This window comes from Streptomonospora sediminis (assembly GCF_054778995.1).
In genome coordinates this window covers 1-22,465 of the sequence record NZ_BAAGYZ010000021.1, presented here as the reverse complement: position 1 = coordinate 22,465, position 22,465 = coordinate 1, and the positions used below count along the sequence as shown (strand labels likewise).

Below are 22,465 nucleotides of genomic sequence, written 5' to 3'. Positions count from 1 at the left end.
GCTGTGTCTGAGATAACCCTCGCCGCCGAGCAGCACGGGACCGCTGTCACCTCCGAGGCCAGTGGGGCGATCCTGGCCAACTCCTGGTTGCTGATCGCGTTTCCGCTGGTCGGCGCCGCCATTCTGCTGCTGGGCGGCCGGCGCACCGACGGCTGGGGCCACCTGCTGGCAACGGCCCTGCCGCTGGCGAGCTTCGGCTGGGCGGTGGCGGCCCTGTTCCAGATCCTGGCCGCCGCGCCGCAGGACCGGAGCTTCGCGGTCCCTGTCTACACCTGGTTCTCCGCGGGCGGGTTCACCGCCGAGGCGGGCCTGCTGCTGGACCCGCTGTCGATCAGCTTCGCGCTGCTGATCACCGGTGTCGGCTCCCTCATCCACATCTACTCGGTGGGCTACATGGCCCACGACGAGCGGCGCCGCCGGTTCTTCGCCTACCTGAACCTGTTCGTCGCGGCGATGCTCGTGCTCGTCCTCGCCGACAACTTCGCGCTGCTGTTCCTGGGCTGGGAGGGCGTGGGCCTGGCCTCCTACCTGCTGATCGGGTTCTGGCAGCACAAGGACTCCGCCGCGGTCGCCGCCAAGAAGGCGTTCCTGGTCAACCGGGTCGGCGACATCGGCCTGCTGATCGCGGTCATGCTGATGTTCACCACGTTCGGCACGGTCGCCTTCAGCGGGGTCTTCGGCGCCGCCGGCGAGGCCGGCCAAGGCGTGATGACCGCCATCGGCCTGCTGCTGCTCCTGGGGGCCTGCGGCAAGTCGGCGCAGCTGCCGCTGCAGTCGTGGCTGCTGGACGCGATGGAGGGCCCCACTCCGGTCTCCGCGCTCATCCACGCCGCCACCATGGTCACCGCCGGCGTCTACCTGATCGTGCGGGCGGGCCCGGTGTTCGAGGCCGCACCCGCCGCCCAGCTCACCGTTGCCGTGGTCGGCGCGGCGACCCTGCTGGCAGGTGCCGTCATCGGTTGCGCCAAGGACGACATCAAGAAGGCGCTGGCCGGCTCCACCATGAGCCAGATCGGCTATATGACCCTGGCGGCGGGGCTGGGCCCGGTCGGCTACGCAGCGGCCATCGCCCACCTGATCACGCACGGCTTCTTCAAGGCCGGGCTGTTCCTGGGCGCGGGCTCGGTGATGCACGGCATGAACGACGAGGTCGACATGCGCCGCTACGGCGGGCTGCGCAAGGCCATGCCCATCACCTTCGCCACGTTCGGGCTTGGTTACCTGGCCATCATCGGGTTCCCGCTGCTGTCGGGCTGGTGGACCAAGGAGGGCATCATCGAGGCCGCCTTCTCCTCCGGCGGAGCGGTCGGAACCGGGTTGGGCACGGCGGCGCTGGTGGGCGCCGGGCTGACCGCGTTCTACATGACCCGCGTGATGATCATGACGTTCTTCGGCGAGCGCCGCTGGGCCGAGGGCGCGCACCCGCACGAGTCGCCGGCCTCGATGACCGCGCCGATGATCGTGCTGGCCGCGGGGTCGGTGTTCCTGGGCGCGGTCCTGGTGTTCGGCTACCGCTTCGCGCACTTCCTGGAGCCGGCGGTCGGCGCGCCCGAAGAGGCGCATGAGTTCCACCTGGCCGCCATGTTCACCAGCCTGCCGAGCCTGGCGGCGCTGGGGCTGATGGTGGTCGGCGCCGGCGCCGCCTGGTTCATGTACGGCCGCCGCGAGGTACCGGCCACGGCGCCGCGGCCCGGTTGGGTGACCGCCTTCGCCCGCAACGAGCTCTACGGCAACGCCCTCAACGAAGCGTTGTTCATGCGCCCGGGCCAAGCCCTTGCCGCGGCGCTGAAGGCCTTCGACACCAAGGTGGTCGACGGGCTGGTCAACGGGGTCGGCAGGAGCGTGCAAGGCAGCTCCCACGGGCTGCGCGGTGCGCAGACGGGCTTTGCCCGCACCTACGCGCTGACGATGCTGTTCGGCGCCGCCATCGTCGTCGCAACGCTGGCTGTGAGGATCTAGATGACCGACTTCCCCTGGCTCACCCTCGCCATTGCGCTGCCCGCCCTGGGCAGTCTGGCGGTGGCGCTGCTCCCGCGCGAGCGGGCCGAAACGGCCAAACGGACGGCGCTGGCCGTCACCGCGGCGACCCTGCTGCTGGTCGCGGCGATGGCCACCCGGTTCACGCCATCAGGCGGCGACCGGCTGCAGTTCGCCGAGGTTTACCCGTGGATCCCGCGGTTCGGCATCAACTACGCGGTCGGGGTCGACGGCATCGCGCTGGTGCTGATCCTGATGTCGGCGGTGCTGGTACCCCTGGTGGTGCTGGCGGCCTGGCGGGAGAACGACGACGCCCCCGATTCGGGCAAGGGCTACTTCGCGCTGATCCTCCTGCTGGAGGCGATGATGATCGGCGTGTTCGCGGCCACAGACGTCTTCCTGTTCTACGTGTTCTTCGAGGCCATGCTGATCCCGGTCTACTTCATGATCGGGCGCTACGGGCGCGGGGACGCGCGCCGTGCGGCCGCCGTGAAGTTCCTGCTCTACAGCCTGCTCGGCGGGCTGCTGATGCTGGTGGCCGTCATCAGTGTCTACGTCTACGGCGGCACGTTCCTGTGGAGCGAGCTGGTCGGCGCCCAAGGCGCGCTGGCCGGGCTGGACCCGGCGGTGGCACGCTGGCTCTTCCTCGGCTTCTTCATCGCGTTCGCCATCAAGGCGCCGATGTGGCCGGTGCACACCTGGCTGCCCAGCGCGGCCGGGTCGTCCCGCCCGGGCACGGCGGTGCTGCTGGTGGGCGTGCTGGACAAGGTCGGCACCTACGGCATGCTGCGCTACTGCCTGGAGATGTTCCCCGGCGCCGCCACCTGGTTCATCTGGCCGGTGGTGGTGTTGAGCCTGGTCAGCATCGTCTACGGCGCGGTCCTGGCCATCGCGCAGAGCGACATGATGCGGCTGATCGCCTACACCTCGGTGTCGCACTTCGGGTTCATCACCCTGGGCGTGTTCGTCATGACCTCCCAGGGCCAGTCCGGTGCGGCGCTGTACATGGTCAACCACGGGTTCGCGACCGGGGCGCTGTTCCTGGTGGTCGGGTTCCTGGTCGCGCGCCGGGGGTCCACGGCCATCGCCGACTACCGGGGTGTGCAGCAGAAAGCGCCGGTGCTGGCGGGCATGTTCCTGGTCTCCGGGCTGGCCGGGCTCGCGCTGCCGGGGCTGTCGCCGTTCGTCAGCGAATTCCTGGTGTTCATCGGCGCCTTCGCCTTCCACCCGGTGCCCGCGATCATCGCGTCGGTCGGCGTGGTACTGGCCGCGCTCTACATCCTGTGGATGTACCAGCGCACCATGACCGGACCGCTGCCCGAGGGGCTGGCGCGGCTGCGCGACCTTTCCCGCCGGGAGACCCTGGCGGTCGCGCCGCTGGTCGCCCTGCTGGTCGTCTTCGGTGTTTACCCGCAGCCGCTGCTGGACGTCATCAACCCGGCCGTCGAGGCGACCATGGAGTCCGTCGGCGTCACCGACCCCCAGCCGGCGATCGGCGAAGCCGAAGCTGCGGACCACGAACCAGGAGGCACGAGTGAGCCCGACGAGTAAGCGGAGTGGGCGGTGCCGATGCGGAGCCGACATACACCGTCCGCGTAGCGCGCGAGGAGCGGTGAGTGAGAAGCAGGCACGAGTGAGCCCGACGAGTAAGCGGAGTGGGCGGTGCCGATGCGGAGCCGACATACACCGTCCGCGCAGCGCGCGAGGAATGGTGAGTGAGATGGGAGAACACTTCTGATGCTGCCGTCGGCACAGGCGCTGATGGCCGCGCCGGTCATCACCGAGAACCCGCCGCAGATCGACTACTGGCTGCTGTCGCCGATGCTGGTGATCTTCGGCGCCGCTGTGCTGGGCGTGCTGATCGAGGCGTTCGTGCCCGCGGCGCGGCGCCGCCCGATCCAGCTCGGTCTGGCGCTGGCCGCGGTCGCCGCGGCGTTCGTGCTGACCGTCCTGGTCGCCGGTTGGCTGCCCTCTGGTGAGGCGGGGGTACCGATCGCCTTCGGCAGCGTCGCCGTCGACCGGGTGTCAGTGTTCCTGCAGGGCACGGTGCTGGTGCTCGGGCTGGTCAGCCTACTGCTCATCGCCGAGAACCGCCGCGGCGAAAGCGCGTTCTCCGCGCAGGCGGCGGCGGTGCCCGGCAGCGAAGAGGAGCGCGAGCACGTGCTGGCCGGGTCGCAGCACACCGAGGTCTACCCGCTCGTGCTGTTCGCCCTGCTGGGCATGCAGCTGTTCCCCTCGTCCGGGGACTTCCTGACGATGTTCGTCGCACTGGAGGTCATGAGCCTGCCGCTGTACCTGCTGTGCGGGCTTGCGCGCCGGCGCCGGCTGTTCTCCCAGGAGGCGGCCGTCAAGTACTTCCTGCTTGGGGCGTTCTCCTCGGCGTTCTTCCTGTTCGGTATCGCCATGGTCTACGGCTACGCCGGGTCGGTGCGTTTCGACGAGGTCGCCCGGGCCGTCGAGCAGGGCGGTGGGCCGCTGTTCGCCGACGGCGGCGGGCGGCCGCTGCTGCTGCTCGGGATCGGGCTGGTCGGTGTCGGGCTGCTGTTCAAGGTCGGCGCGGTGCCGTTCCACAACTGGAAGCCCGATGTCTACCAGGGCGCGCCCACCCCGATCACCGCGCTGATGGCCTCCTGCACGCTGGTCGCCGCCTTCGGCGCCCTGCTGCGGGTGTTCTTCGTCCCCTTCGGCCCCGCGGCCGCCGACTGGGCGCCGATGCTGTGGGTGGTGGCCATCCTCACCATGGTGCTCTCGGCGGTGATCGCGGTGACCCAGCGCGACATCAAGCGGCTGCTCGCCTACTCCTCGGTGGTCCACGCCGGGTTCGTGCTCACCGCGGTGATCGCCGCCACGCCCGAGGGTCTGGCCGGGGCGATGTTCTACCTGGCCGCCTACGGCTTCACGACGATCGGCGCGTTCGCCGTGGTCACCCTGGTGCGCACGCACGACAACGGCCCCGAGGCCAACGAGCTGTCGCAGTGGGCCGGCCTGGGCCGGTCCTCGCCGCTGCTGGCGGGTGCGCTGGCCCTGTTCCTGCTCACCTTCGCGGGGATTCCGCTGACGAGCGGGTTCATCGGCAAGTTCGCGGTGTTCGAGGCGGCCATGGCAGCCGGGGCGACTCCGCTGGTCGTGGTGGGCGTGCTCAGCAGCGCGGTGACCGCGTTCTTCTACGTGCGCATCATCGTGCTGATGTTCTTCGCCGATGCGGCCCAGACCGGACCGACCGTGATGCGCGCGGGCGTGTTCACCGGCTCGGCGATCGGTATCGGGGTGGCGGCCACGTTCCTGCTCGGCGTGTTCCCCTCGCCGGTTCTGGACAATCTCATCCCGCAGCCGGAGCAGGAGCAGAGCGAGTCGCTGCTGGCCACGGCAGGCGAGGAAGGTGCGCAGTAGCCGGCAGCACCCGGTGGGTGGCTTTGGCAGCCGAATCAGGGTCAGATAACTTGGCAAGTCGGTTTTGTTGTTCATCCCGAGAGCGCGCGGTACGTCCGATTCCGGAGGTATCGCGCGCCTGCTGACGTGTGGAGCTTCCAGGTGAGCGGTGCTGTCCCGAGCGATTTCCTCGCTCTGCCGAGTATCGACGCGGGTCTCGCCAAGGAGGTCCAGGAGGCTCTGGACGAAGTCGAGAAGCTGCTGCGCGAAAGCGTGTCGGCCAGCGACCCGCTGCTCACCGAGGCCGCCTCCCACCTGCTCTCGGCGGGCGGCAAGCGGTTCCGCGCCACCCTCGTGCTCCTGGCCTCGCACTTCGGCGACCCCACGGTGCCCGATCTGGTGCGCGCGGCCGCCGTCGTCGAGCTGACCCACGTCGCGACCCTGTACCACGACGACGTCATGGACGAGGCCGACCTCCGGCGCGGCGAGCCCAGTGCCAACCAGCGGTGGGGCAACAGTGTCGCCATCCTCACCGGCGACTACGTGTTCGCCCGCGCGTCGGAGATCCTCGCCGACCTGGGCACCGACGCGGTGCGGATGCAGGCGCGCACCTTCGGGCGGCTGGTGCAGGGCCAGATCCTGGAGACCTCCGGGCCGCAGGCGGGTGCCGACCCGCTGGACCACTACCTGCGGGTCATCTCCGACAAGACGGCTTCGCTCATCGCCTCGTCGGCGGAGTTCGGCGCGACCTACTCCGGTGCCGGGGCGTCGGTCATCCGGACCATCACCAGCGCGTGCGACTCGCTGGGCATGGCCTTCCAGCTCGCCGACGACATCCTCGACGTTGCCGGCGACCCCAGCTCCTCGGGCAAGGTGCCAGGCACCGACCTGCGCGAAGGCGTGCTGACCCTGCCGATGCTGTACGCGCTGCGGTCCGAGGCCGGCGGTAGTGCGCCCGGGCGCTTGAGCGAACTGCTGGGCCGCCCGCTCGACGATGCCGAGACCAGGGAGGCCCTGGACCTGCTGCGTCCGCACAAGGCGATGGAGGAGGCCCGCGAGACCACCCGGGAGTGGGCCGACCGGGCCCGCGCGGAACTCGCCACCCTTCCGCAGGGCCCGCCCCGCGAGGCGTTCGAGGCCCTGTGCGACTACGCGGTGCGGCGCAGCGGCTGACATCTCTTTCTCCTGGGCGCCCGAGCTGCGTGCCCGATCAGAGGCGCGGCGGGTGCCCGGGAGCAAAGGCCGGTCACCGAATCGGTCATCTGCGGGCAATGTCCCCACGGCGGTCGCATGCGCCCATTCACCTGCGGGAATCTGGCGACTGGCGGCCCCGGTGCAGCGCACCGGGCGCCGGCCGAGGAGCACCGGGCGATAACGGGGGGAAGTGAGTCGCCGTGGCACCGCAGATGGGAACCCAGCAACTTATCGGGCACCGGCTGGTCGACAGGGACGGCGCGGCCGTCGGCAAGATCGGCCAGGTCTTCTACGACGACCAGACCGACACGGCAAAGTGGATCACGGTGCGGATGGGCCTGTTCGGCTCACGCGAGAACCTAGTGCCGCTGGTGGGCGCGGAAATGGTCTACGACGCCCTGCAGGTGCCCTGGTCCCGCAACAAGATCAAGAGCGCTCCGAGCTTCGACATCGACCAGCACATCTCGGTGGAGCAGGAGGACCGGGTCTACGAGCACTACGGGCTCACCCCGGAAGTGCCCGGCCAACGGGTCCCCGAGCAGTACAGCCGCCCGCGGGGGCGGCACGCGCGCCCCGAACCGGCTGAGCAGGGCGGGCCGGCGGAGTCGGCGGAGTCCGCAGAGGCGGGGGAGTCCGCGGAGCGGGCCGGGCGCAGCGACGGCCGCGAAGGGGAGCCGGCCCGGCAGCGGATCTGGGAACCCGACAGCGAGCGCCCGCAGTCCTCGCAGCGCGGTGCGGACAAGGGGTGAGCCATCCGGGTGCCTTCGTCCGGCGGTGTCTCACCGGTGCGGCGATGGCGGCAACGGCGCCACCGCCGCACCGGCACCGCCGTGCCGCCGGAAACGCTCGTCCGGTCAGGGCTTCGGCGGGTCGGTCGCGGGTTCGGCGGAGCCGGCCGGCCGCGCCGGTGCCCGGGCGCTCTGCGCGCGGGAGTTGTTGCGCAGCATGTCGGTGACGAACACGGCCAGCGCGGTCCACACGATCGCGAAACCGATCCACCGGCTGGGTGACATCTGCTCCTCGAACACCAGCCAGGCGAAGAGGAACTGCATCACCGGCACGATGAACTGGAGCAGCCCCAGCATGGTCAGCGGCACCCGCTGGGCGGCGGCACCGAACGCGAGCAGCGGCAGCGCGGTCACCACGCCCGAACCCACCAGTGCCACGGAGTGCCAGGGCGAGCCGGTGGCGAATGTTCCCGCCCCTGTGGCCTGCAGGAACACAATGTAGCCGGTGGCCGGTAGGAACAGCAGCAGAGTCTCCACCGCCAGACTCTCGACCCCGTCGAGCCCGGCGATCTTCTTCAACGCCCCGTAGGTGGCGAACGAAGCCGCCATGCCCAGCGACAGCCACGGTACGCCGCCGTAGGCCACGCTCAGCACCGCCACGGCCACCGCACCGAGCGCGACGGCGGCCACCTGGGCGCGGCGCAGCCGCTCGGAGAAGAACAGCACACCGACCAGTACGCTCATCAGCGGGTTGATGAAGTAGCCCAGCGCGGCCTGGCTGGTCTGCCCGCTGTTGACCGTGTAGACGAACAGTCCCCAGTTCACCGAGATCACCGCCGCGGCGCCGGCCAGCATCGCGAGTTGGCGGGGCCGGCGCAGCGTGGGCAGCAGCCACCGCCAGTGCGCGCGCAGCGCGAGCACGGACAGCACCGTGAGCAGTGACCACACCATGCGGTGGGCGATCACCTCGGTGGCGCCCGCGGCTGCGACCAGCGGCCAGTAGAGGGTGGACAGCCCCCACATCAGATAGGCGCCGGCTCCGAAAAGTACACCGCGGTTGGATTCAGGCACGCGCGCCAGCGTAAGCGAAAATTCATCCCATGAGTACCCGAAGCGCTGCCTGTCTTGGGGATACGGGAACGCCCGCGGGCGGTTGCGCGGGTAATCTGGAGGCATGTTGGGCAAGCAGATGAGCATGGTCACTCCGGAACGGGCGCTGCCCGGCCGGGACACTCCGATCCAGGTGCCCGAGCGCCACGAGGTGCTCGGCACACCGCTGGCCCCGCCCTACCCCGAGGGCAGCGAGATCGCCGAGTTCGGCATGGGCTGCTTCTGGGGCGCCGAACGCGCTTTCTGGGAGCTCGGTGCGGGCGCCGGCATCATCACCACGGCGGTCGGCTACGCCGGCGGCTACACCCCCAACCCCACCTACGAAGAGGTGTGCAGCGGCCGCACCGGCCATGCCGAAGCCGTCCGGGTGGTCTTCGACCCCAGCAGCATCTCCTACACCGACCTGCTCAAGGTCTTCTGGGAGAACCACGACCCCACCCAGGGCATGCGCCAGGGCAACGACCTCGGCACCCAGTACCGCTCGGCGGTCTACTACCAGGACCAAGCCCAGCAGGCCGCTGCAGAGTCCTCCCGCGACGCCTTCCAGCAGGTCCTCACCAACGCGGGTTTCAACACGATCACCACCGAGATCGCCGCCGCAGGCCCCTTCTACTTCGCCGAGGACTACCACCAGCAGTATCTGTCCGCCGCAAAGAACCCCAACGGCTACTGCGGCCTGGGCGAAACCGGAGCCACCTGCCCGGTAGGCGTGGCCCGCACACCCGGCTAACCCGCCGGGCCCGCACCACCTCCACGGCCCTCCCCCCGGGAGGGCCTGCGAGGTGTTGCAGCGTGCCAGGAACCTGTGTGTCGTTGATGCGCACACCCTCGTCGGCGAGGAGGAGGCCTGGGATGAACCCGCGTTCGGATTGGCACGAACTGCGAGACAGCCGTATGGCGGAGCACGGTGCCTTGGAAGCCTACGAGGCTGCGCGGTTTGAGTGGGTGGCGCGCTACGAGGACCTGATCGATGGTGCAGAGATCGATCGTGTGCAGGACGATATCCGGGCGGGACGCGATGAGTTTGTTGCGTTCCGCATGGAGGACTACGAATGAGCCGGTAGACGTTCCGCGTCGCGGCAGCCGGCCTCACAAACTCCCACCCGTGCGGTTGCTGCGGATGATCAGGTACACGAGGTAGGGCGCTCCCAGCACGCCGGTGATCACGCCGACCGGGTACCGGGTGCCGAACGCGTACTGGCCGCACAGGTCGGCCACCAGTACCAGCAGGGCCCCGACCAGCGCCGAGGGGACCAGTAGCGATCCGTCCGGCCCCACGATCCGGGCCGCGATCGGGCCCGCTAGGAAGGCCACGAACGCGATCGGCCCGGCTGCGGCGATGGCGAAGGAGATCAGGCCGACCGCGCCGATGATGGCGATCAGCCGCGTGCGCTCCACCCGGACTCCAAGTGCCGACGCGGTGTCGTCGCCCAGTTGCGTCATCGACAGGTTGCGCGACTGGTACAGCAGCACCGGGGCCAGCACCAGCAGCGCTACCGTCACCGGGACCGCCTCGTCCCAGGTGGCGCCGTTGAGGCTGCCGGTCAGCCACCGCATCGCCTCTTGCAGGTCCCATTGCGCCGCCTGGTCGAGCACATAGGCGGTGATGCTGTCGAGCATGGCCGCGACGGCGATACCGATGAGGATGAGCCGGGTTCCGGCCACCCCCTGCTTGAACGACAGCAGATACATGGCCACCGCCACCGCCAGGCCGGCGGTGATCGCGAACACCGACACCGCGGTCTCGTCCAGGGAGAGCACCACGATCGCGAAGGTCGCCGCCGCGCTGGCCCCGGCACTGATGCCGATGACATCGGGGCTGGCGAGCGGGTTGCGCAGCATCGTTTGGAAGGTGACACCCGCCAGCCCGAAGCAGACTCCGGCGACCAGGCCCAGTACGGCACGCGGCAGCCGCAGCCGTCCGACGGTGAACGAAGCGCCCGGCACGTCGTAGCCGAGGATCACACCGATGACATCGGCGGGCGGGTAGAAGGTCCGCCCGACCATCAGGGCGGTGGCGAACGCGATGGCGGTCAGGGCGGCGAGGATGGCGACCACGGTGCGCCGCCGGCGCGTCCGGCGTTTGCGGCCGCGGGCCACGGTCTCGGCGGTCTCGGTGCTCTCCGCGGCCGCGGCGGTCTCGGAGACGGGGGCGCTCACAGTGCACGAACCTTCTGACGGCGGACGATATAGATGAAGAACGGGCCGCCGATCAAGGCGGTCACGATCCCCACGTCGATCTCTCCCGGGCGGGCCGCGATACGTCCGGCGATATCGGCCGCGGTGAGCAGCGCGGCACCCGCCAAGGCCGAAAACGGGAGCAACCACCGGTGGTCGACACCGGCGAGCAGCCGGCACACGTGCGGTACGACCAGGCCGACGAAGGCGATCGGACCGGTGATCGCGGTGGTCGCCCCGCACAGCACGACGGCGCCGAGCGAGGCGGCCCCGCGCGCCACCGCGACCCGTTCCCCCAAACCCGCGGCGAGGTCGTCGCCCAGCGCAAGCAGGTTCAGCCCGCGCGCCGACAGCAGGCAGATGGCCATCCCGACCAGGAGGAACGGCAGCACGCGCGCGATGGCCTCGAACGTCCCGCCGCCGACCCCGCCGACCTGCCACGAGCGGATCCCGTCGGCGACGTTGCCGTGGGAGAGCACGACGCCGCTGATGGACGACGCGAGGGCGGCCGAGGTCGCCGCGCCGGCGAGCGCCAGTTTGAGCGGTGTCGCCCCGCCCCGCCCCAGCGATCCGATGATGTAGACGAACACCGCTGTGGCGCCCGCGCCCAGGATCGCCACCCACATGTAGCTGGTCGCCGACGTGAGACCGAAGACGGCGATCCCAACGGCGACGGCGAGCGAGGCACCCATGTTCACGCCCAGGATGCCCGGGTCGGCCAGCGGGTTGCGGGTCACGCCCTGCATGACCGCGCCCGCTACGCCGAGGGAGGCACCTGCGATGGCGGCGAGCAGCGTCCGGGGAATCCGTTTTGCGACAGCCGCCTGGTCGAAGCCTTCGGGGGAGCCGCCGAAAGCCGCCAGGATGTCGTGCAACTGCACGTCGCGGGAGCCGACGGTGACCGAGGCCAACATCAGCGCGGTCAGCGCCGCGAGCACGACAAGCAGCCACAGGGTCTTGCCCCGTTTCGGACGCCGCCCGGCGGCGGCGTCCGAAACGGGTTGCGCGGTGCTTGCGGTCACTGCGCCTCGTCGGCGGCTTCGGCCAGCAGCGACAGGTAGTCGTCGAGCACCCACGAGATCGACAGCGGGGTCGGGTTCGCGGCCGTGCCGAGCGCACTGCTCTCAGGGAGGTTGACGACCGAGTTGTTGGCCACCGCCGGCATCTGCGACAGCAGCGGATCGTCCTGCAGGTCGCCCACGAGCTCGTCGCCGCCGTAGGTGACGATGATGTCGGTGTCGTTGAACGAGTCGGCCTGCTCGGCGCTGCGGGTCAGCGAGAACTTCTCGGTTTCGGCCGATGCGTCGGCCACACTCTCGGAGATGTCCAGGCCGAGATCCTCGAAGAACATCGTGCGCGTGTCATGCGACGTGTAGAAGCTGACCTCGCTCAGGTCCGTGGTGTCCACATGGGTCAGGAACATCGCCGACTTGCCCTGGAGCTGCGGGTACTCCGCGACCGACTCCTCGATGTCCTTTTCGAGGTCGGCGATGAGCTTGTCGCCCTCCTCGGCCATGCCCAGCCCCTTGCTGTTCATCTCGATCACCTCGCGCCACGGCGTCCCCCAGGCGGTCTGCGGGTAGGCGACGACCGGAGCGATCTCGCTCAACGTGTCGTAGTCCTCCTGGGTCAGTCCGGAGTAGGAGGCCAGGATGACGTCCGGCCGGGTGTCGGCGACGGCCTCGAAGTCGATGCCGTCCGTTTCGTCGAACAGCACGGGTGTCTCGGCGTCCAGGTCCTTCAGCTTCTTCTCGACCCAGGGGAGTACGCCGTCGCCGTCGTCGTCACCGAAGTTGGCCGCGGCCATCCCGACCGGTACGACACCCAGGGCCAGCGGGACCTCGTGGTTGGCCCAGTTGACCGTCGCCACACGCTCGGGCTCGGACTCGATGGTCGTCGTGCCGAGCGCGTGTTCGATGGTGATGGGCTCCCAGCCTGCCGAGCCGCCGTCCTCTTCGCCGGACGAGGGGGCGCAGGCGGCGAGCCCGACGGTGAGCAGGGCCGCCGCGGAGAGCGCGGCCGGCCTTGAAACGCGGGGCATGGTTTCCTTCCGGTTGCGGCGGGGCGTGCGGTCGTCCCGCCGCAGGGGCGCGCCGGTGGCGCGCGGCCGCTGGGGGCAGGGCGGCCGGGGCAGCCGGAACGTACTGCCGCCACCACTGCGACGAGAGGTCACGTATTGGGGGGTTAGGTTTGCCTAACCAAAACTAGAGTGCTTGCTGGTGAGCGCGCAATCGCGCAAATAAGACAGCATCTATCGCAAAACGGACAAGCATTGCGCAGTGGTACCCAGCGGCCGGTACCGGGTGCCCCGGCGCACCGCAACGGCATCACCGCGAGCGGAACCGGCCGGGACTTATCCCGGTGATCCGGCGGAAGGCCGCGCCGAACGAGCTCGCCGAGTGGTACCCGACACGCACGGCGACCTCGTCGAGCCGTTCGCCGCGGGCCAGCATCGAGACCGCGTGCTGCATCCGGGCGGTGGCCAACCACTGGTTGAACCCCAGGCCGGTCTCGGCCTGGAACGCCCGCGTGATGGTCCGGGTGCTCACCCCGAGCCGCGCCGCCCACACGGCCAGCGTCGTGGTATCAGCGGGATCGTCGCGCACGGCCGCGCAGATCGGGGCCAGCAGCGGCGACTCCGGTATCTGCAGCGTCAGTTGCTGCTGCGCGGGGGCGAGCAGGTCGAGCACCATCGCCTCCGTCCGCGAGCGGGCGGCCGATGCAAGGGTGCCGGTATCGAGCCGGTCCAGCAGGAGCCGCAGCAGGGGAGTGAGCTCCACTGCGACGGGACGGTCCGCGAGCGGCGGCACCGCGTCGATGGCGAACTGCGCGGCGCGGTGCAGCACACCGGCCGGTGTCCAGCCGGAATGCCGGACGCCCGCCGGAATCCACAGGCCGACCGCCGGGGTGATCGTCCAGACCCGGCTGCCGATCCGCGCCGAGGAGGCGCCCTGCTGGTTCCAGAGCAGCTCGTGTGTGGGGTGCGAGTGTTCCTCCCAGTAGGTATCGCTGGGGAGGCGTTCGGTCCTGCTCGCGACGGCGAACGGCACCTCGATCTCGCCGGCGGCGTAGAGGGGAAGCCTGCGCCGGTCGACCGCGCCGCGCTGCGCCGGCCCGGCGTCGGGCGGTCCCGCATCCGGCACCCCGGCTGCCGGGTCCGGTCGGGTGTCTTGTCTGGCCACGTCAACAAGGTTAGGCAGCGCCCGCCGGCCCATAGGCGCCCGCCCCTCGGCTCGGTCTCCGGTGCGGAAACCGGCCGCCGCCCGGTGGGCGGGCGTGCAAACGAGAAGCGGGCGCCGGGAAGTGCTCCCGCGCGCCCGCTTCATCGGGTGGTGCGTGGGCCGGTTACTCCGGCGGGACACCGATCATGCCGTATTTGGCGGCGATGACGAGGTACAGGATCAGGGCCAGGGTGATCACGGTGTAGTGGATCCGGCCGCCGACGCTCCACCACTTGTTGGTCCAGGCGACGACCGCGGACACCAGGACGCCGGCCCCCGTCAGGACCGCGGGCAGGAGCTGGACGTTCAGCAGCGGCGACACGTCGAACAGCATCTCTTGGAGCAGCGACCCGTTGGAGACCAGGTACACCAGGAAACCGGTGTAGTAGATGCAGATCGCCCCGGAGATTCCCGCTAGGACGCGGGCGCTGACCGAGCCGGCCGTGCTGGTGGCGCGGCGGCCGCGCATCAGGCGCACCAGGCCGGCCAGCGGCCAGACGAGGGCGGTCAGCATGATCACCAGCGCCGCACCGGCCGCGGCGGCGTGCACGTTGAAGTTCTCCAGCGTGGAGATGCGCTCAAAGGCCATTTCGGGGATGGCGTCGATGGCCAAGCCGATGACCTCGCCGTCCTCCTCGACGAACGCGAGATGGTCCCCGTCCTTGTTCTGGAACAGGTTGGGCTCGATGGGCGTCCAGGTCGTCTTGCCCAGCAGGTCGACGGTCTGCAGCCGGCCGTCGCCGGTGGTGGTGACGTTCGACATGGTCATGGCGTTCGCCGCTTCGCTGACGTCGCTGTGGTTGATGCGGGTGGTCCGGTAGGTGCCCACGTAGCGTTCCAGCGGGATATCGGCCGCTTCGGGCTTTTCGGCGGTCGCTTCACCGACGAATTCGGCCATCACGTCTTCGACCATGTGCGCGCGGCCGTCCTGCAGCGAGTTGGCGCCCGTCCCGTCACCGTTGACGGCGACGTAAACCGCGAAGTCCTCCTCGGGTGCGGCCCGCCACTGGGTGTGCCCGCCGTGGATGTCGCCGCCGTGGTTCATCACCAACTGGCCGTACCCGGAGGTCTCCCAGCTTCCGTAGCCCGACCCCGTCACTTCCTCGTGCATGGTGGTCTGCGGGCTGAGCACCATCCCGGCGCTCTCCGGCGAGAGGATGGTCGCGCCGTCATAGGTGCCGCCATTCAGCAGCGCGGCCAGGAAGCGCGCCATGTCCGGTGACGTTGCCCAGCCGGCGCCGGCCGGCGCCTGGTTGACCCACAGCGTGGCGGCCTCGTTGGTGGCCGAAGGGTCGTAGAGGGTGGGCGTGTCGAACATGTCGGCGGCCTCGTCCGGCTGGGCGAAGGCGCTCTCCTCCATGCCCAGGGGCGCGAAGATGTTCTCGCCGATGTACTGGTTGAACTCCGTGCCGGTGACTTCCTGGACGATGAAACCGGCCAGCGTGGTGCTGTAGTTGTTGTACCCGATGAACCGGCCGGGCGGGTAAATACGGTCCGGCTTGTGGCTGACGGTGTACTGCCTCAGGTCGATGTGGTCCTCGGGAGAGGTCGCCGCGATGGCCAGAGCGCTGTCTTCGAAGCCGGCGGTGTGGGTGAGCAGGTGGTGCAGGGTTACCGGTTCGCCCGGGTAGGTGTCCGGGATCCGGGCGTCCTGGGGCAGGTACTTGTTGACGTTGGCGTCGAGGTCGAGTTCGCCCGCGTCCACGAGCTGGAGCACGGCGGTCGCCGTGAAGGTCTTACTGACCGAGGCCATGGGGAAGGACGTCTTATCGGCCTCCACCGGGGTGCCGTTCTCGACGTTGGCCTCGCCGTATCCGCCGGCGACGGCCGGTCGGCCGTCGGCCACGACCGACACCGTGGCGCCGGGGATGTTGTACTCGTTCAGCAGTTCGGGGATCCGCTTGTCGAGGAACCGCTGCACGTTGGCGGGGGTTGCCTCGGCGGGAGCGTTGCCGGCTGCGCCGGTCTCGTCGGCAGCGGCGCCGGATGCGGGAAGTACGGCTATTCCGACGGTCAGCGCCGCCGCGGCGCACAGTGAGAGCGCGGATCGGATTCGTGACGACACGGTGCCGTCTCCTCATCTTCGTCGGCGGGGGAGGGAAGAAGCGGGACCTTTGCGACCGGTCCCGACATGAGAAAACTCTAGGGAGACGGGCACTTCCGGGTCTGCGGAGCGTGCTGCCCTGTTCGCCCGCCCGTGGACGCCACGGCCGGTGGTGCAGCCTGCTGGACATCCGCTGCAGAACCCACATCCGCAACAAGAGGCAACAGCCGCCCCGGCAGCGGCGTGACCGGGCGCGGGAGCCGGCAGCAGAAAAGGCGGGCGCCGGGCAACCCCGGCGCCCGCCTCGGTGGGCGCTGCGCGCCGCGGCTGCCCCGGCGGCCAGTGCGCCGGGTCCGCGGCCATACCGTTCAGGACTCGGAGAGCAGTTTTTCCGGGTCGGCGCAGTAGGCGGTCATCCACTCCGGTTCGATCCGGTAGTAGACGACCTGACCCCAGTTCTCCGGCGAATCGCCGTAGTGGGCGGTGAGGTGCGCGAGCACCGCGGGCCACCCCTCCGCTTCGGGGTCGGCGGCGTTCAGCGGGCTGATGGGCACGGCGGTGCCGTGGGTGAACACCCCCAGCGCCTCGCCCCGCATGTGGGCGGCGCTGACCGCGGGGCGGGCGGCCAAGTGGCGGGCCTTGGCTGCGGAAAGCTCGGTGCCGACGATCCAGCGGCCGTGCAGGAAGTGGCCGTCCACGCCGCTGATGCGGGGCTCGCCGCGCGCCGTCACGGTCGAGATCGCCAGCGTGCACATACCGGTGAGCACCCGGGTGAGCTGAGCGGCGGTGAGGGTGTGCGGGTGGTCGCTGCCGGCCTGGTAAATCGACCGCAGATGCGAGCCGGAGCCCTCCAGGGAGCGGTCGAGCAGCAGCTGCAGGTCATCGAGTTCGGGTTGGGTCTCGTACATGGCGGGGAGTCTGCCGCGGATACCTGACAACCGGTGTCAAGGACCCGCGGCCGACACCGGATTTTGCGTGGCGGCGGGGTGTTTTACGCGCCGCCGATGTGGCTGCGCCAGGGGCCGTCGGCGGTGAGCCAGTGCGGGACGAGTTTGACCGGGAAGGGGAGGTCGGTTTCGAAGAGGTCTTCGCCGTGGACTTGGTTGGCTTCTTCGTAGCGGCCGTTGCGGAGCCGGAGTTCGACGAGGCTGGTCTTGTCGGGTGCGGGGGAGATGATCCAGTAGGACTCGATGCCGAACTCGGCGTATTCGCGGCGCTTGGTGTGGTTGTCGCGGATGACGCTTTCGGGGGAGACGACCTCGACGGCGAGCTTGGGCGGGCGGGCGATGTACGGGTGCTCGATGTCTTCGGTGCGGACCGCCGCGACATCGGGGATGCGGTGGTGTGTGCGGTCCGCGTTGAAGTTGACGCCCATTCCGCTTTGGACCTCGTAGTACTCGGACGCCGCCGTTTGGAGGCAGAACATCAGCCGGGCTTCGATCCGAGTGTGCAGGAACACGGGTGACGGCGACACGTCAAGCTCCCCGTCGACGAGCTCGTAGCGCCTGCCGTCGTCCGGCATGCGTGCCAGGTCGTCGACTGTCAGGCGCCGGGTGGACGGGGCGGGCTTGTCGGTGCTCATGATTGCCATACTGCCTCCTCTGCTGCATGGCGGCCAGTATTCAGCCCGCGGTTCCGGTTACGGGCGGGTACGCCGAGATTGCGGTGCGCTGCCGTCTGATCCGCCGCGGTTTGCGGCATATTTTGCGCGGCGGCGGGGGTGTTTCACGCGCCGCCGATGTGGCTGCGCCAGGGGCCGTCGGCGGTGAGCCAGTGCGGGACGAGTTTGACCGGGAAGGGGAGGTCGGTTTCGAAGAGGTCCTCGCCGTGGACCTGGTTGGCCTCTTCGTAGCGGCCGTTGCGGAGCCGCAGTTCGATGAGGCTGGTCTTGTCGGGCGCGGGGGAGATGATCCAGTACGACTCGATGCCGAACTCGGCGTATTCGCGGCGCTTGGTGTGGTTGTCGCGGATGACGCTTTCGGGGGAGACGACCTCGACGGCGAGCTTGGGCGGCCGGGTGAGGTAGGGGTGCTCGGCGTCTTCGGTGCGGACCGCCGCGACATCGGGGATGCGGTGGTGCGTGCGGTCCGCGTTGAAGTTGATGCCCGCCCCGTGGAGGACGTAGTAGTCCTCGGGGGCGATCAACCCCAGGTGTGTGGTGAGCCGCGACTCAATGACCGTGTGCAGGAACACGGGTGCCGGCGACACGTCAAGCTCCCCGTCGGCGAGCTCGTAGCGCCTGCCGTCGTCCGGCATGCGTGCCAGGTCGTCGACTGTCAGGCGCCGGGTGGACGGGGCGGGCTTGTCGGTGCTCATGATTGCCATACTGCCTCCTCTGCTGCATGGCGGCCAGTATTCAGCCCGCGGTTCCGGTTACGGGCGGGTACGCCGAGATTGCGGTGCGCTGCCGCCCGATCCGCCGCGGTTTGCGGCATATCTGCATCCCGCCGCCACCGGCGGCTCTACCGGGAGGCCGCGACACACCCGCCGGCGGGTCCGCCCCCGGGCACAGGCGAGGGCCCGGGCGGCCGGCAACCGGAGCCCGAGCCCTGTCACGCCAGCGTGTCCGGGTCAGCTGATGCCGAGGCCCTTCTCCTTGTGCACGTCGACGACGGAGCAGCCGTCAGGGGCGACGCCCGAGGCCTGCAGCAGGTCGACGCAGATCGGGACAGTGATGTTCTGCACTTCGGCGTTGTTGTCGGCGCTGGCGGTGCCGGACATGGCGCCGAAGGCGAGAGCGGTGGCGGCGATGAGGCCAGATACCGTGGCGATGCGCTTCATGGGAATCCTCTCGGACGTACGGGAAGCTCGAAGGGGCGGCGCGTTGCGCCCCGCGGGAAGTAACTTAACGTAGCCGTTTAAGCGCGTCACGTTATTGCGGGCAAAATGCCGCCGATTATTTTGCCCATGGCCTGCAAGGATCCGGCTAATGCGGTGGAACCGGCACATCGCAGGCGCATTGCGGGTGTGTCGCCGACCGGCCGCCGACCAGGCGCGGATCCGCCGCAACCGCGACTCTCCCGGCGCCGTTGCGCAGGCACCCGCGGTTCGCGCCCTTGGCGCAGCGACCCACCGAAGGCGCCCTTAGACATGCGAACGGCCCGCGTGCGGCGCACGCGGGCCGTTGGGGCCGTTCGGTCGAATCGAACGGGAACGGCCGGAGCCGGCCGCCGCCGGCCGGGAAGCCGGCGAATGCGCCGCTCCGGGCCGGGTCTGCGATCACCAGCCCTGCTGGCCGTATCCCGGGTACTGCTGCCCATAGCCCGGCTGCTGCTGTCCGTAACCGGGCTGCTGTTGTTGTCCGTAACCGGGGTATTGCTGCTGCCCGTAGCCCGGGTACTGCTGCTGGTAGTGCTGCTGCTGGTAACCCTGGCTGTACTGCTGCCCGGTCGGGTACTGGTAGCCGGCGTAGGGGTCCTGCTGCTGCTGGGCACCGGTGTGGTGCTGCTGGTAGGCCTGCTGCTGCCCGCTGTTGTGGTCGGCGGCCTCGTGGCCGCCGGCCGCTGGCGTACCGGCCGTGTTCGGCCGGAAGAGGAACAGGCGCGCGGATTCCGACTCTTCGCCCGCGCTGGGCGTGATCTGGTCGAGCAGCCACCCGGCCTCCTCGATCCCCTCAAGGATGCGGGTCAGGCCGGGGCGGACCTTGCTGGAGGCCTCGTCGTAGCTGTTGATGTCCAACTGCACGATGAACATCCGGCGTTTCTGCTGCGCGGCGACCTTCGCGTGCTCGACGACGGTGCTGTCCCTCACGACCTGCGTGACGCTCATTTGTCAACCGTACCTATCTGCTCTGTGCGGCATTTCGCCTGCCCGTTGAGCGTTGCCCGCCATCCACGTCAGCCGAGGAATCGGTCCGCCGGGCCCGTCCGCACCCATGATGCCTTCTTTGGGCGACTTCTAGCCAGAAATCCCTGACCGGCCGCTAAGCCCCGACGGCCGCGACCGCTTCGCCGACCGCCGTGTTGCCGCCGACGAGTTCCAGCACCCGGCCGACGGTGGCCGGTTCGGCGAGCAGCGCGGCGATGACCGCGGCAACGTCCTCACGCGGGATTTCCCCCCGCTCCACCTTCGGCGCGAGCCACACGGTTCCGGTTCCCGGATCGTCGGTGAGCCGCCCCGGCCGCAGGATCGTCCAGTCGGTCTCCAAGCTGCGCTGGCGCAGCTCGTCGTCGGCGGCCCGCTTGGCCTCGATGTAGGCCGCCCAGACCGGTTCCGATCCCGGCGGCGGGCCGTCGTCGACCCCGATGGCCGAGACCATGATGTAGCGGCGCACACCGGCCAGCGAGGCCGCATCAGCGAGCAGCAGCGCGGCGTCGCGGTCGACCGTCGACTTGCGCTGCGCGCCGCTGCCCGGACCGGCGCCCGCGGCAAATACCACGGCGTCGGCGCCCATCAGCTTCTCGGCGAGCCGGGTCGCGGTGGTGTCCTCCAGGTCGATCAGCACGGGTTCGGCTCCGGCCGCCGTTAGGTCGGCGGCGTGTTCCGGATTGCGGATGAGGCCGACCGGTGTGTCACCGCGCTCGGCCAGGAGCCGTTCGAGCCGCAGCGCGATCTTGCCGTGTCCTCCGGCGATGACGATTCGCATACCCGCAGGCTATGCCCTGATGCGACAAGCGGCACAACAGGCACACAGCACGCCCGCCACCCGGTGGGCCGGACCGCGCCGCAGCCCGCGGAGCGGGACGCTCAGCCGCCGCTGAACCGTTCGCGCAGCACCCGCTTTAGCAGCTTGCCGCTGGCGTTGCGCGGCAGGTCGTCGACCATGTGGACGCGTTTCGGCGTCTTGAAGCCCGCCAAGCGTTCGCGCGCGAACGCGATCAGCTCGTCCTCCGTGGCGGGCTCCTTGAGCGCAGCGACCGCCGTGACCGCCTCGCCCCAGTGCGGATCGGGCACCGCCACCACCGCGACCTCGGCGATCGCGGGGTGCCGGTAGAGGACATCCTCGACCTCGCGCGGCGCCACCAGCACCCCGCCGGTGTTGATGACGTCCTTCACCCTGTCCACGATCGTGAAGAACCCCTCGGTATCGCGCCGTGCGATATCGCCCGAGCGGAACCAGCCGTCGCGGAACGCCTCGCGGGTCTCCTCGGGCTTGTCCCAGTAGCCCTCGCACAGCTGCGGGGAACGGTAGACGATCTCGCCGCGTTCGCCCGCGGCCACATCGGCGCCCTGTTCGTCGACCAGGCGGGCCTCGACGAACAGGACCGGGCGCCCGCAGGACTCCATCCGCCCCGCCACATGCTCTTCGGGGCGCAGCACCGTGGCCAGCGGGCCGATCTCGCTCTGCCCGAAGCAGTTGTAAAAGCCGATGCCCGGATGCTGTTCGCGGATGCGTTCAAGTACCGGTACCGGCATGATGGCGGCGCCGTAGTAGGCCTTGGCCAACCCGGAAAGGTCGCGTTCGGCGAAGTCGGGGTGGTTGGCCAGCGCGGACCAGACCGTGGGGGCCGCGAAGAAAGCGGTGATGCCGTTGCCCTCGATCCGGTTCAGCAGATCGGCGGGTTCGGGGGTTTCGACCAGCTCGCTATAGGCCCCCGCGGCCAGGGCCGGCATGAGGAACACGTGCATCTGCGCCGAGTGGTACAGCGGCAGCGCATGCAGCATGCGGTCGTTGGCGCCGAGGTCGAGGGCGTGCAGGCAACTGAGGTACTCGTGCACCAGCGCCCGGTGGGTCATCATCGCGCCCTTGGGCTGGGCGGTGGTGCCCGAGGTGTAAAGCAACTGCACGAGGTCGGTATCGGCGGCCTCGGTGAACACGTCCTCGGGGGCGTCGGGGTCGCGCGCGGTTTCCAGCACGGACTCCTCGTGGCCGCGCAGCGCCAGCACGTCGCGGGCGGGGATCTGCCGGCGCACTTCCTCGATGCGGCCGGCGAGTTTGGGATCGGTCAGTACCACGATGCTGCCCGACTGCGCGAGCAGGTAGCCGAGTTCGGCGCCGCCCAGGTTCTGGTTCACGGGCACGTGCACCAGCCCGGCGCGGGCGCAGCCCAGAAACGCCAGCAGATAGGCGTCGGAGTTGTGGCCGTAGGCGGCGACACGGTCGCCGCGGGTGAGACCCAGACCCAGCAGCCAGGCGGCCACCCGGGTGGCGCCCCGGTCGAGTTCGCCGAAGGTCCATTCGCGGTCGCCGAACCGCAGCGCGACCCGGCGCGGGGTACGCGCAGCGCTGCGGCGCAGCACCCCATCGACCGTGCTCGCCCTGGTCGGTACCGGGTCACCGGATCCCATGTGGCCTCCCGCAGCCGAAACGAGCAGACCGTTGCGCATCCTGGCGCGCCGCCCGCCGCGGCGTGGCCTGCGTCACCAACCTAGGGTGCGTTTAGTGGGTCGCTGTCCTACTGCGCGGCCGTCTCGGGTAGGGATTCTCACTCTCGCAGTGTTCTCGTCGGTCGAAAGGTGAACCACCCTTACTCCCTCCTCGGCCTTGCGAGAGCGGCACGGGCCCCGCTCGGCGATAATGGCGAAGTCCGCCGAGTAGGGGCGGCCCTATCGCAGCACCCCGCGCCGCAACGGCGCTTCGCGCATCGGGCGCGGGGCACACACGAGTGCGCCGCTCGCTACGGACGGACCCACCAAACACACCCTAGATCGTTGATGGGAGTTTCCCGAACCGGCTGCGGGCATGGCGAAGGGCGCCGAAGATC

The 22,465-nt window shown here is 69.8% G+C and carries 20 protein-coding genes; 7 read left to right on the top strand and 13 right to left on the bottom strand.

What is annotated here, in order from left to right; translation table 11 throughout:
• Window positions 1-3: 3 nt before the first annotated feature.
• The 5 genes from nuoL to ACYVD5_RS05620 all read left to right on the top strand — a co-directional run bounded on the left by nuoL (window position 4) and on the right by ACYVD5_RS05620 (window position 7,289).
• Complete coding sequence (gene nuoL / locus ACYVD5_RS05640) at window positions 4-1,959, top strand: NADH-quinone oxidoreductase subunit L (protein ID WP_460999837.1); 1,956 nt, start codon at window positions 4-6, stop codon at window positions 1,957-1,959.
• Entirely contained in the window at window positions 1,960-3,528 is a 1,569-nt protein-coding gene (locus ACYVD5_RS05635; RefSeq protein ID WP_460999836.1) for an NADH-quinone oxidoreductase subunit M, read from the top strand.
• A gap of 186 nt (window positions 3,529-3,714) precedes the next feature.
• Complete coding sequence (nuoN, locus tag ACYVD5_RS05630; RefSeq protein ID WP_460999835.1) at window positions 3,715-5,367, top strand: NADH-quinone oxidoreductase subunit NuoN; 1,653 nt, start codon at window positions 3,715-3,717, stop codon at window positions 5,365-5,367.
• 141 nt (window positions 5,368-5,508) lie between these two features.
• Window positions 5,509-6,519, top strand: coding sequence for a polyprenyl synthetase family protein (locus tag ACYVD5_RS05625; RefSeq protein ID WP_460999834.1), 1,011 nt, complete (start codon window positions 5,509-5,511; stop codon window positions 6,517-6,519).
• A 221-nt stretch (window positions 6,520-6,740) separates the two neighbouring features.
• Window positions 6,741-7,289, top strand: coding sequence for a PRC-barrel domain-containing protein (locus ACYVD5_RS05620; RefSeq protein ID WP_460999833.1), 549 nt, complete (start codon window positions 6,741-6,743; stop codon window positions 7,287-7,289).
• A 105-nt stretch (window positions 7,290-7,394) separates the two neighbouring features.
• On the opposite strand, the gene rarD is transcribed toward ACYVD5_RS05620, so the two are convergent.
• Window positions 7,395-8,339: an EamA family transporter RarD gene (gene rarD, locus ACYVD5_RS05615; protein WP_460999832.1), complete on the bottom strand. Its 945-nt coding sequence runs from the start codon at window positions 8,337-8,339 to the stop codon at window positions 7,395-7,397.
• Window positions 8,340-8,442: 103 nt separating this feature from the next.
• Here rarD and msrA point away from each other — a divergent pair, with 103 nt between their 5' ends.
• Both msrA and ACYVD5_RS05605 read left to right on the top strand, forming a co-directional pair.
• Window positions 8,443-9,108, top strand: coding sequence for a peptide-methionine (S)-S-oxide reductase MsrA (msrA, locus tag ACYVD5_RS05610; protein ID WP_460999831.1), 666 nt, complete (start codon window positions 8,443-8,445; stop codon window positions 9,106-9,108).
• 122 nt (window positions 9,109-9,230) lie between these two features.
• Window positions 9,231-9,434: a hypothetical protein gene (locus ACYVD5_RS05605; protein WP_460999830.1), complete on the top strand. Its 204-nt coding sequence runs from the start codon at window positions 9,231-9,233 to the stop codon at window positions 9,432-9,434.
• 33 nt (window positions 9,435-9,467) lie between these two features.
• On the opposite strand, the gene ACYVD5_RS05600 is transcribed toward ACYVD5_RS05605, so the two are convergent.
• The 12 genes from ACYVD5_RS05600 to ACYVD5_RS05545 all read right to left on the bottom strand — a co-directional run bounded on the left by ACYVD5_RS05600 (window position 9,468) and on the right by ACYVD5_RS05545 (window position 22,049).
• The gene (locus ACYVD5_RS05600; RefSeq protein ID WP_460999829.1) at window positions 9,468-10,538 is read right to left on the bottom strand and encodes a FecCD family ABC transporter permease; all 1,071 of its coding nucleotides are present in this window, start codon (window positions 10,536-10,538) and stop codon (window positions 9,468-9,470) included.
• On the bottom strand, window positions 10,535-11,578 hold the full coding sequence (locus ACYVD5_RS05595; protein WP_460999828.1) for a FecCD family ABC transporter permease: 1,044 nt from the start codon (window positions 11,576-11,578) through the stop codon (window positions 10,535-10,537). The genes ACYVD5_RS05600 and ACYVD5_RS05595 overlap by 4 nt, the downstream gene beginning before the upstream one ends.
• Window positions 11,575-12,597: an iron-siderophore ABC transporter substrate-binding protein gene (locus tag ACYVD5_RS05590; protein ID WP_460999827.1), complete on the bottom strand. Its 1,023-nt coding sequence runs from the start codon at window positions 12,595-12,597 to the stop codon at window positions 11,575-11,577. Before ACYVD5_RS05590 ends, ACYVD5_RS05595 begins: the two co-directional genes overlap by 4 nt.
• A 286-nt stretch (window positions 12,598-12,883) precedes the next feature.
• Window positions 12,884-13,738 (bottom strand): AraC family transcriptional regulator, encoded by an 855-nt coding sequence (locus ACYVD5_RS05585; protein ID WP_460999826.1) that lies wholly within the window; start codon window positions 13,736-13,738, stop codon window positions 12,884-12,886.
• A gap of 163 nt (window positions 13,739-13,901) precedes the next feature.
• Window positions 13,902-15,842: a serine hydrolase domain-containing protein gene (locus tag ACYVD5_RS05580; RefSeq protein ID WP_460999825.1), complete on the bottom strand. Its 1,941-nt coding sequence runs from the start codon at window positions 15,840-15,842 to the stop codon at window positions 13,902-13,904.
• Between the two features lie 347 nt (window positions 15,843-16,189).
• Entirely contained in the window at window positions 16,190-16,729 is a 540-nt protein-coding gene (locus ACYVD5_RS05575) for a pyridoxamine 5'-phosphate oxidase family protein (protein ID WP_460999824.1), read from the bottom strand.
• Between the two features lie 83 nt (window positions 16,730-16,812).
• On the bottom strand, window positions 16,813-17,412 hold the full coding sequence (locus tag ACYVD5_RS05570; protein WP_460999823.1) for a Uma2 family endonuclease: 600 nt from the start codon (window positions 17,410-17,412) through the stop codon (window positions 16,813-16,815).
• Between the two features lie 134 nt (window positions 17,413-17,546).
• On the bottom strand, window positions 17,547-18,146 hold the full coding sequence (locus tag ACYVD5_RS05565; protein ID WP_460999822.1) for a Uma2 family endonuclease: 600 nt from the start codon (window positions 18,144-18,146) through the stop codon (window positions 17,547-17,549).
• A 246-nt stretch (window positions 18,147-18,392) separates the two neighbouring features.
• Window positions 18,393-18,602, bottom strand: coding sequence for a hypothetical protein (locus tag ACYVD5_RS05560; protein ID WP_460999821.1), 210 nt, complete (start codon window positions 18,600-18,602; stop codon window positions 18,393-18,395).
• A 438-nt stretch (window positions 18,603-19,040) separates the two neighbouring features.
• Window positions 19,041-19,589, bottom strand: a complete 549-nt coding sequence (locus ACYVD5_RS05555) for a hypothetical protein (RefSeq protein ID WP_460999820.1) — start codon at window positions 19,587-19,589, stop codon at window positions 19,041-19,043.
• A gap of 154 nt (window positions 19,590-19,743) precedes the next feature.
• A complete protein-coding gene (locus ACYVD5_RS05550) occupies window positions 19,744-20,406 on the bottom strand; it encodes an NAD(P)H-binding protein (protein ID WP_460999819.1) in 663 nt (220 codons plus the stop codon).
• 101 nt (window positions 20,407-20,507) lie between these two features.
• Window positions 20,508-22,049 carry a fatty acyl-CoA synthetase gene (locus ACYVD5_RS05545; protein ID WP_460999818.1) on the bottom strand — a complete coding sequence of 514 codons (1,542 nt, stop codon included), beginning with the start codon at window positions 22,047-22,049 and terminating at the stop codon, window positions 20,508-20,510.
• Window positions 22,050-22,465 lie beyond the last annotated feature (416 nt).

Coding starts and splice junctions, on each gene's coding strand:
- nuoN (WP_460999835.1), top strand. CDS start 3,715: ATGCTGCCGTCGGCACAGGCGCTGATGGCCGCGCCGGTCATCACCGAG.
- ACYVD5_RS05555 (WP_460999820.1), bottom strand. CDS start 19,589: ATGAGCGTCACGCAGGTCGTGAGGGACAGCACCGTCGTCGAGCACGCG.
- msrA (WP_460999831.1), top strand. CDS start 8,443: ATGTTGGGCAAGCAGATGAGCATGGTCACTCCGGAACGGGCGCTGCCC.
- ACYVD5_RS05575 (WP_460999824.1), bottom strand. CDS start 16,729: ATGTACGAGACCCAACCCGAACTCGATGACCTGCAGCTGCTGCTCGAC.
- ACYVD5_RS05635 (WP_460999836.1), top strand. CDS start 1,960: ATGACCGACTTCCCCTGGCTCACCCTCGCCATTGCGCTGCCCGCCCTG.
- ACYVD5_RS05560 (WP_460999821.1), bottom strand. CDS start 18,602: ATGAAGCGCATCGCCACGGTATCTGGCCTCATCGCCGCCACCGCTCTC.
- ACYVD5_RS05565 (WP_460999822.1), bottom strand. CDS start 18,146: ATGGCAATCATGAGCACCGACAAGCCCGCCCCGTCCACCCGGCGCCTG.
- ACYVD5_RS05570 (WP_460999823.1), bottom strand. CDS start 17,412: ATGGCAATCATGAGCACCGACAAGCCCGCCCCGTCCACCCGGCGCCTG.
- ACYVD5_RS05605 (WP_460999830.1), top strand. CDS start 9,231: ATGAACCCGCGTTCGGATTGGCACGAACTGCGAGACAGCCGTATGGCG.
- ACYVD5_RS05545 (WP_460999818.1), bottom strand. CDS start 22,049: ATGGGATCCGGTGACCCGGTACCGACCAGGGCGAGCACGGTCGATGGG.
- ACYVD5_RS05550 (WP_460999819.1), bottom strand. CDS start 20,406: ATGCGAATCGTCATCGCCGGAGGACACGGCAAGATCGCGCTGCGGCTC.
- ACYVD5_RS05590 (WP_460999827.1), bottom strand. CDS start 12,597: ATGCCCCGCGTTTCAAGGCCGGCCGCGCTCTCCGCGGCGGCCCTGCTC.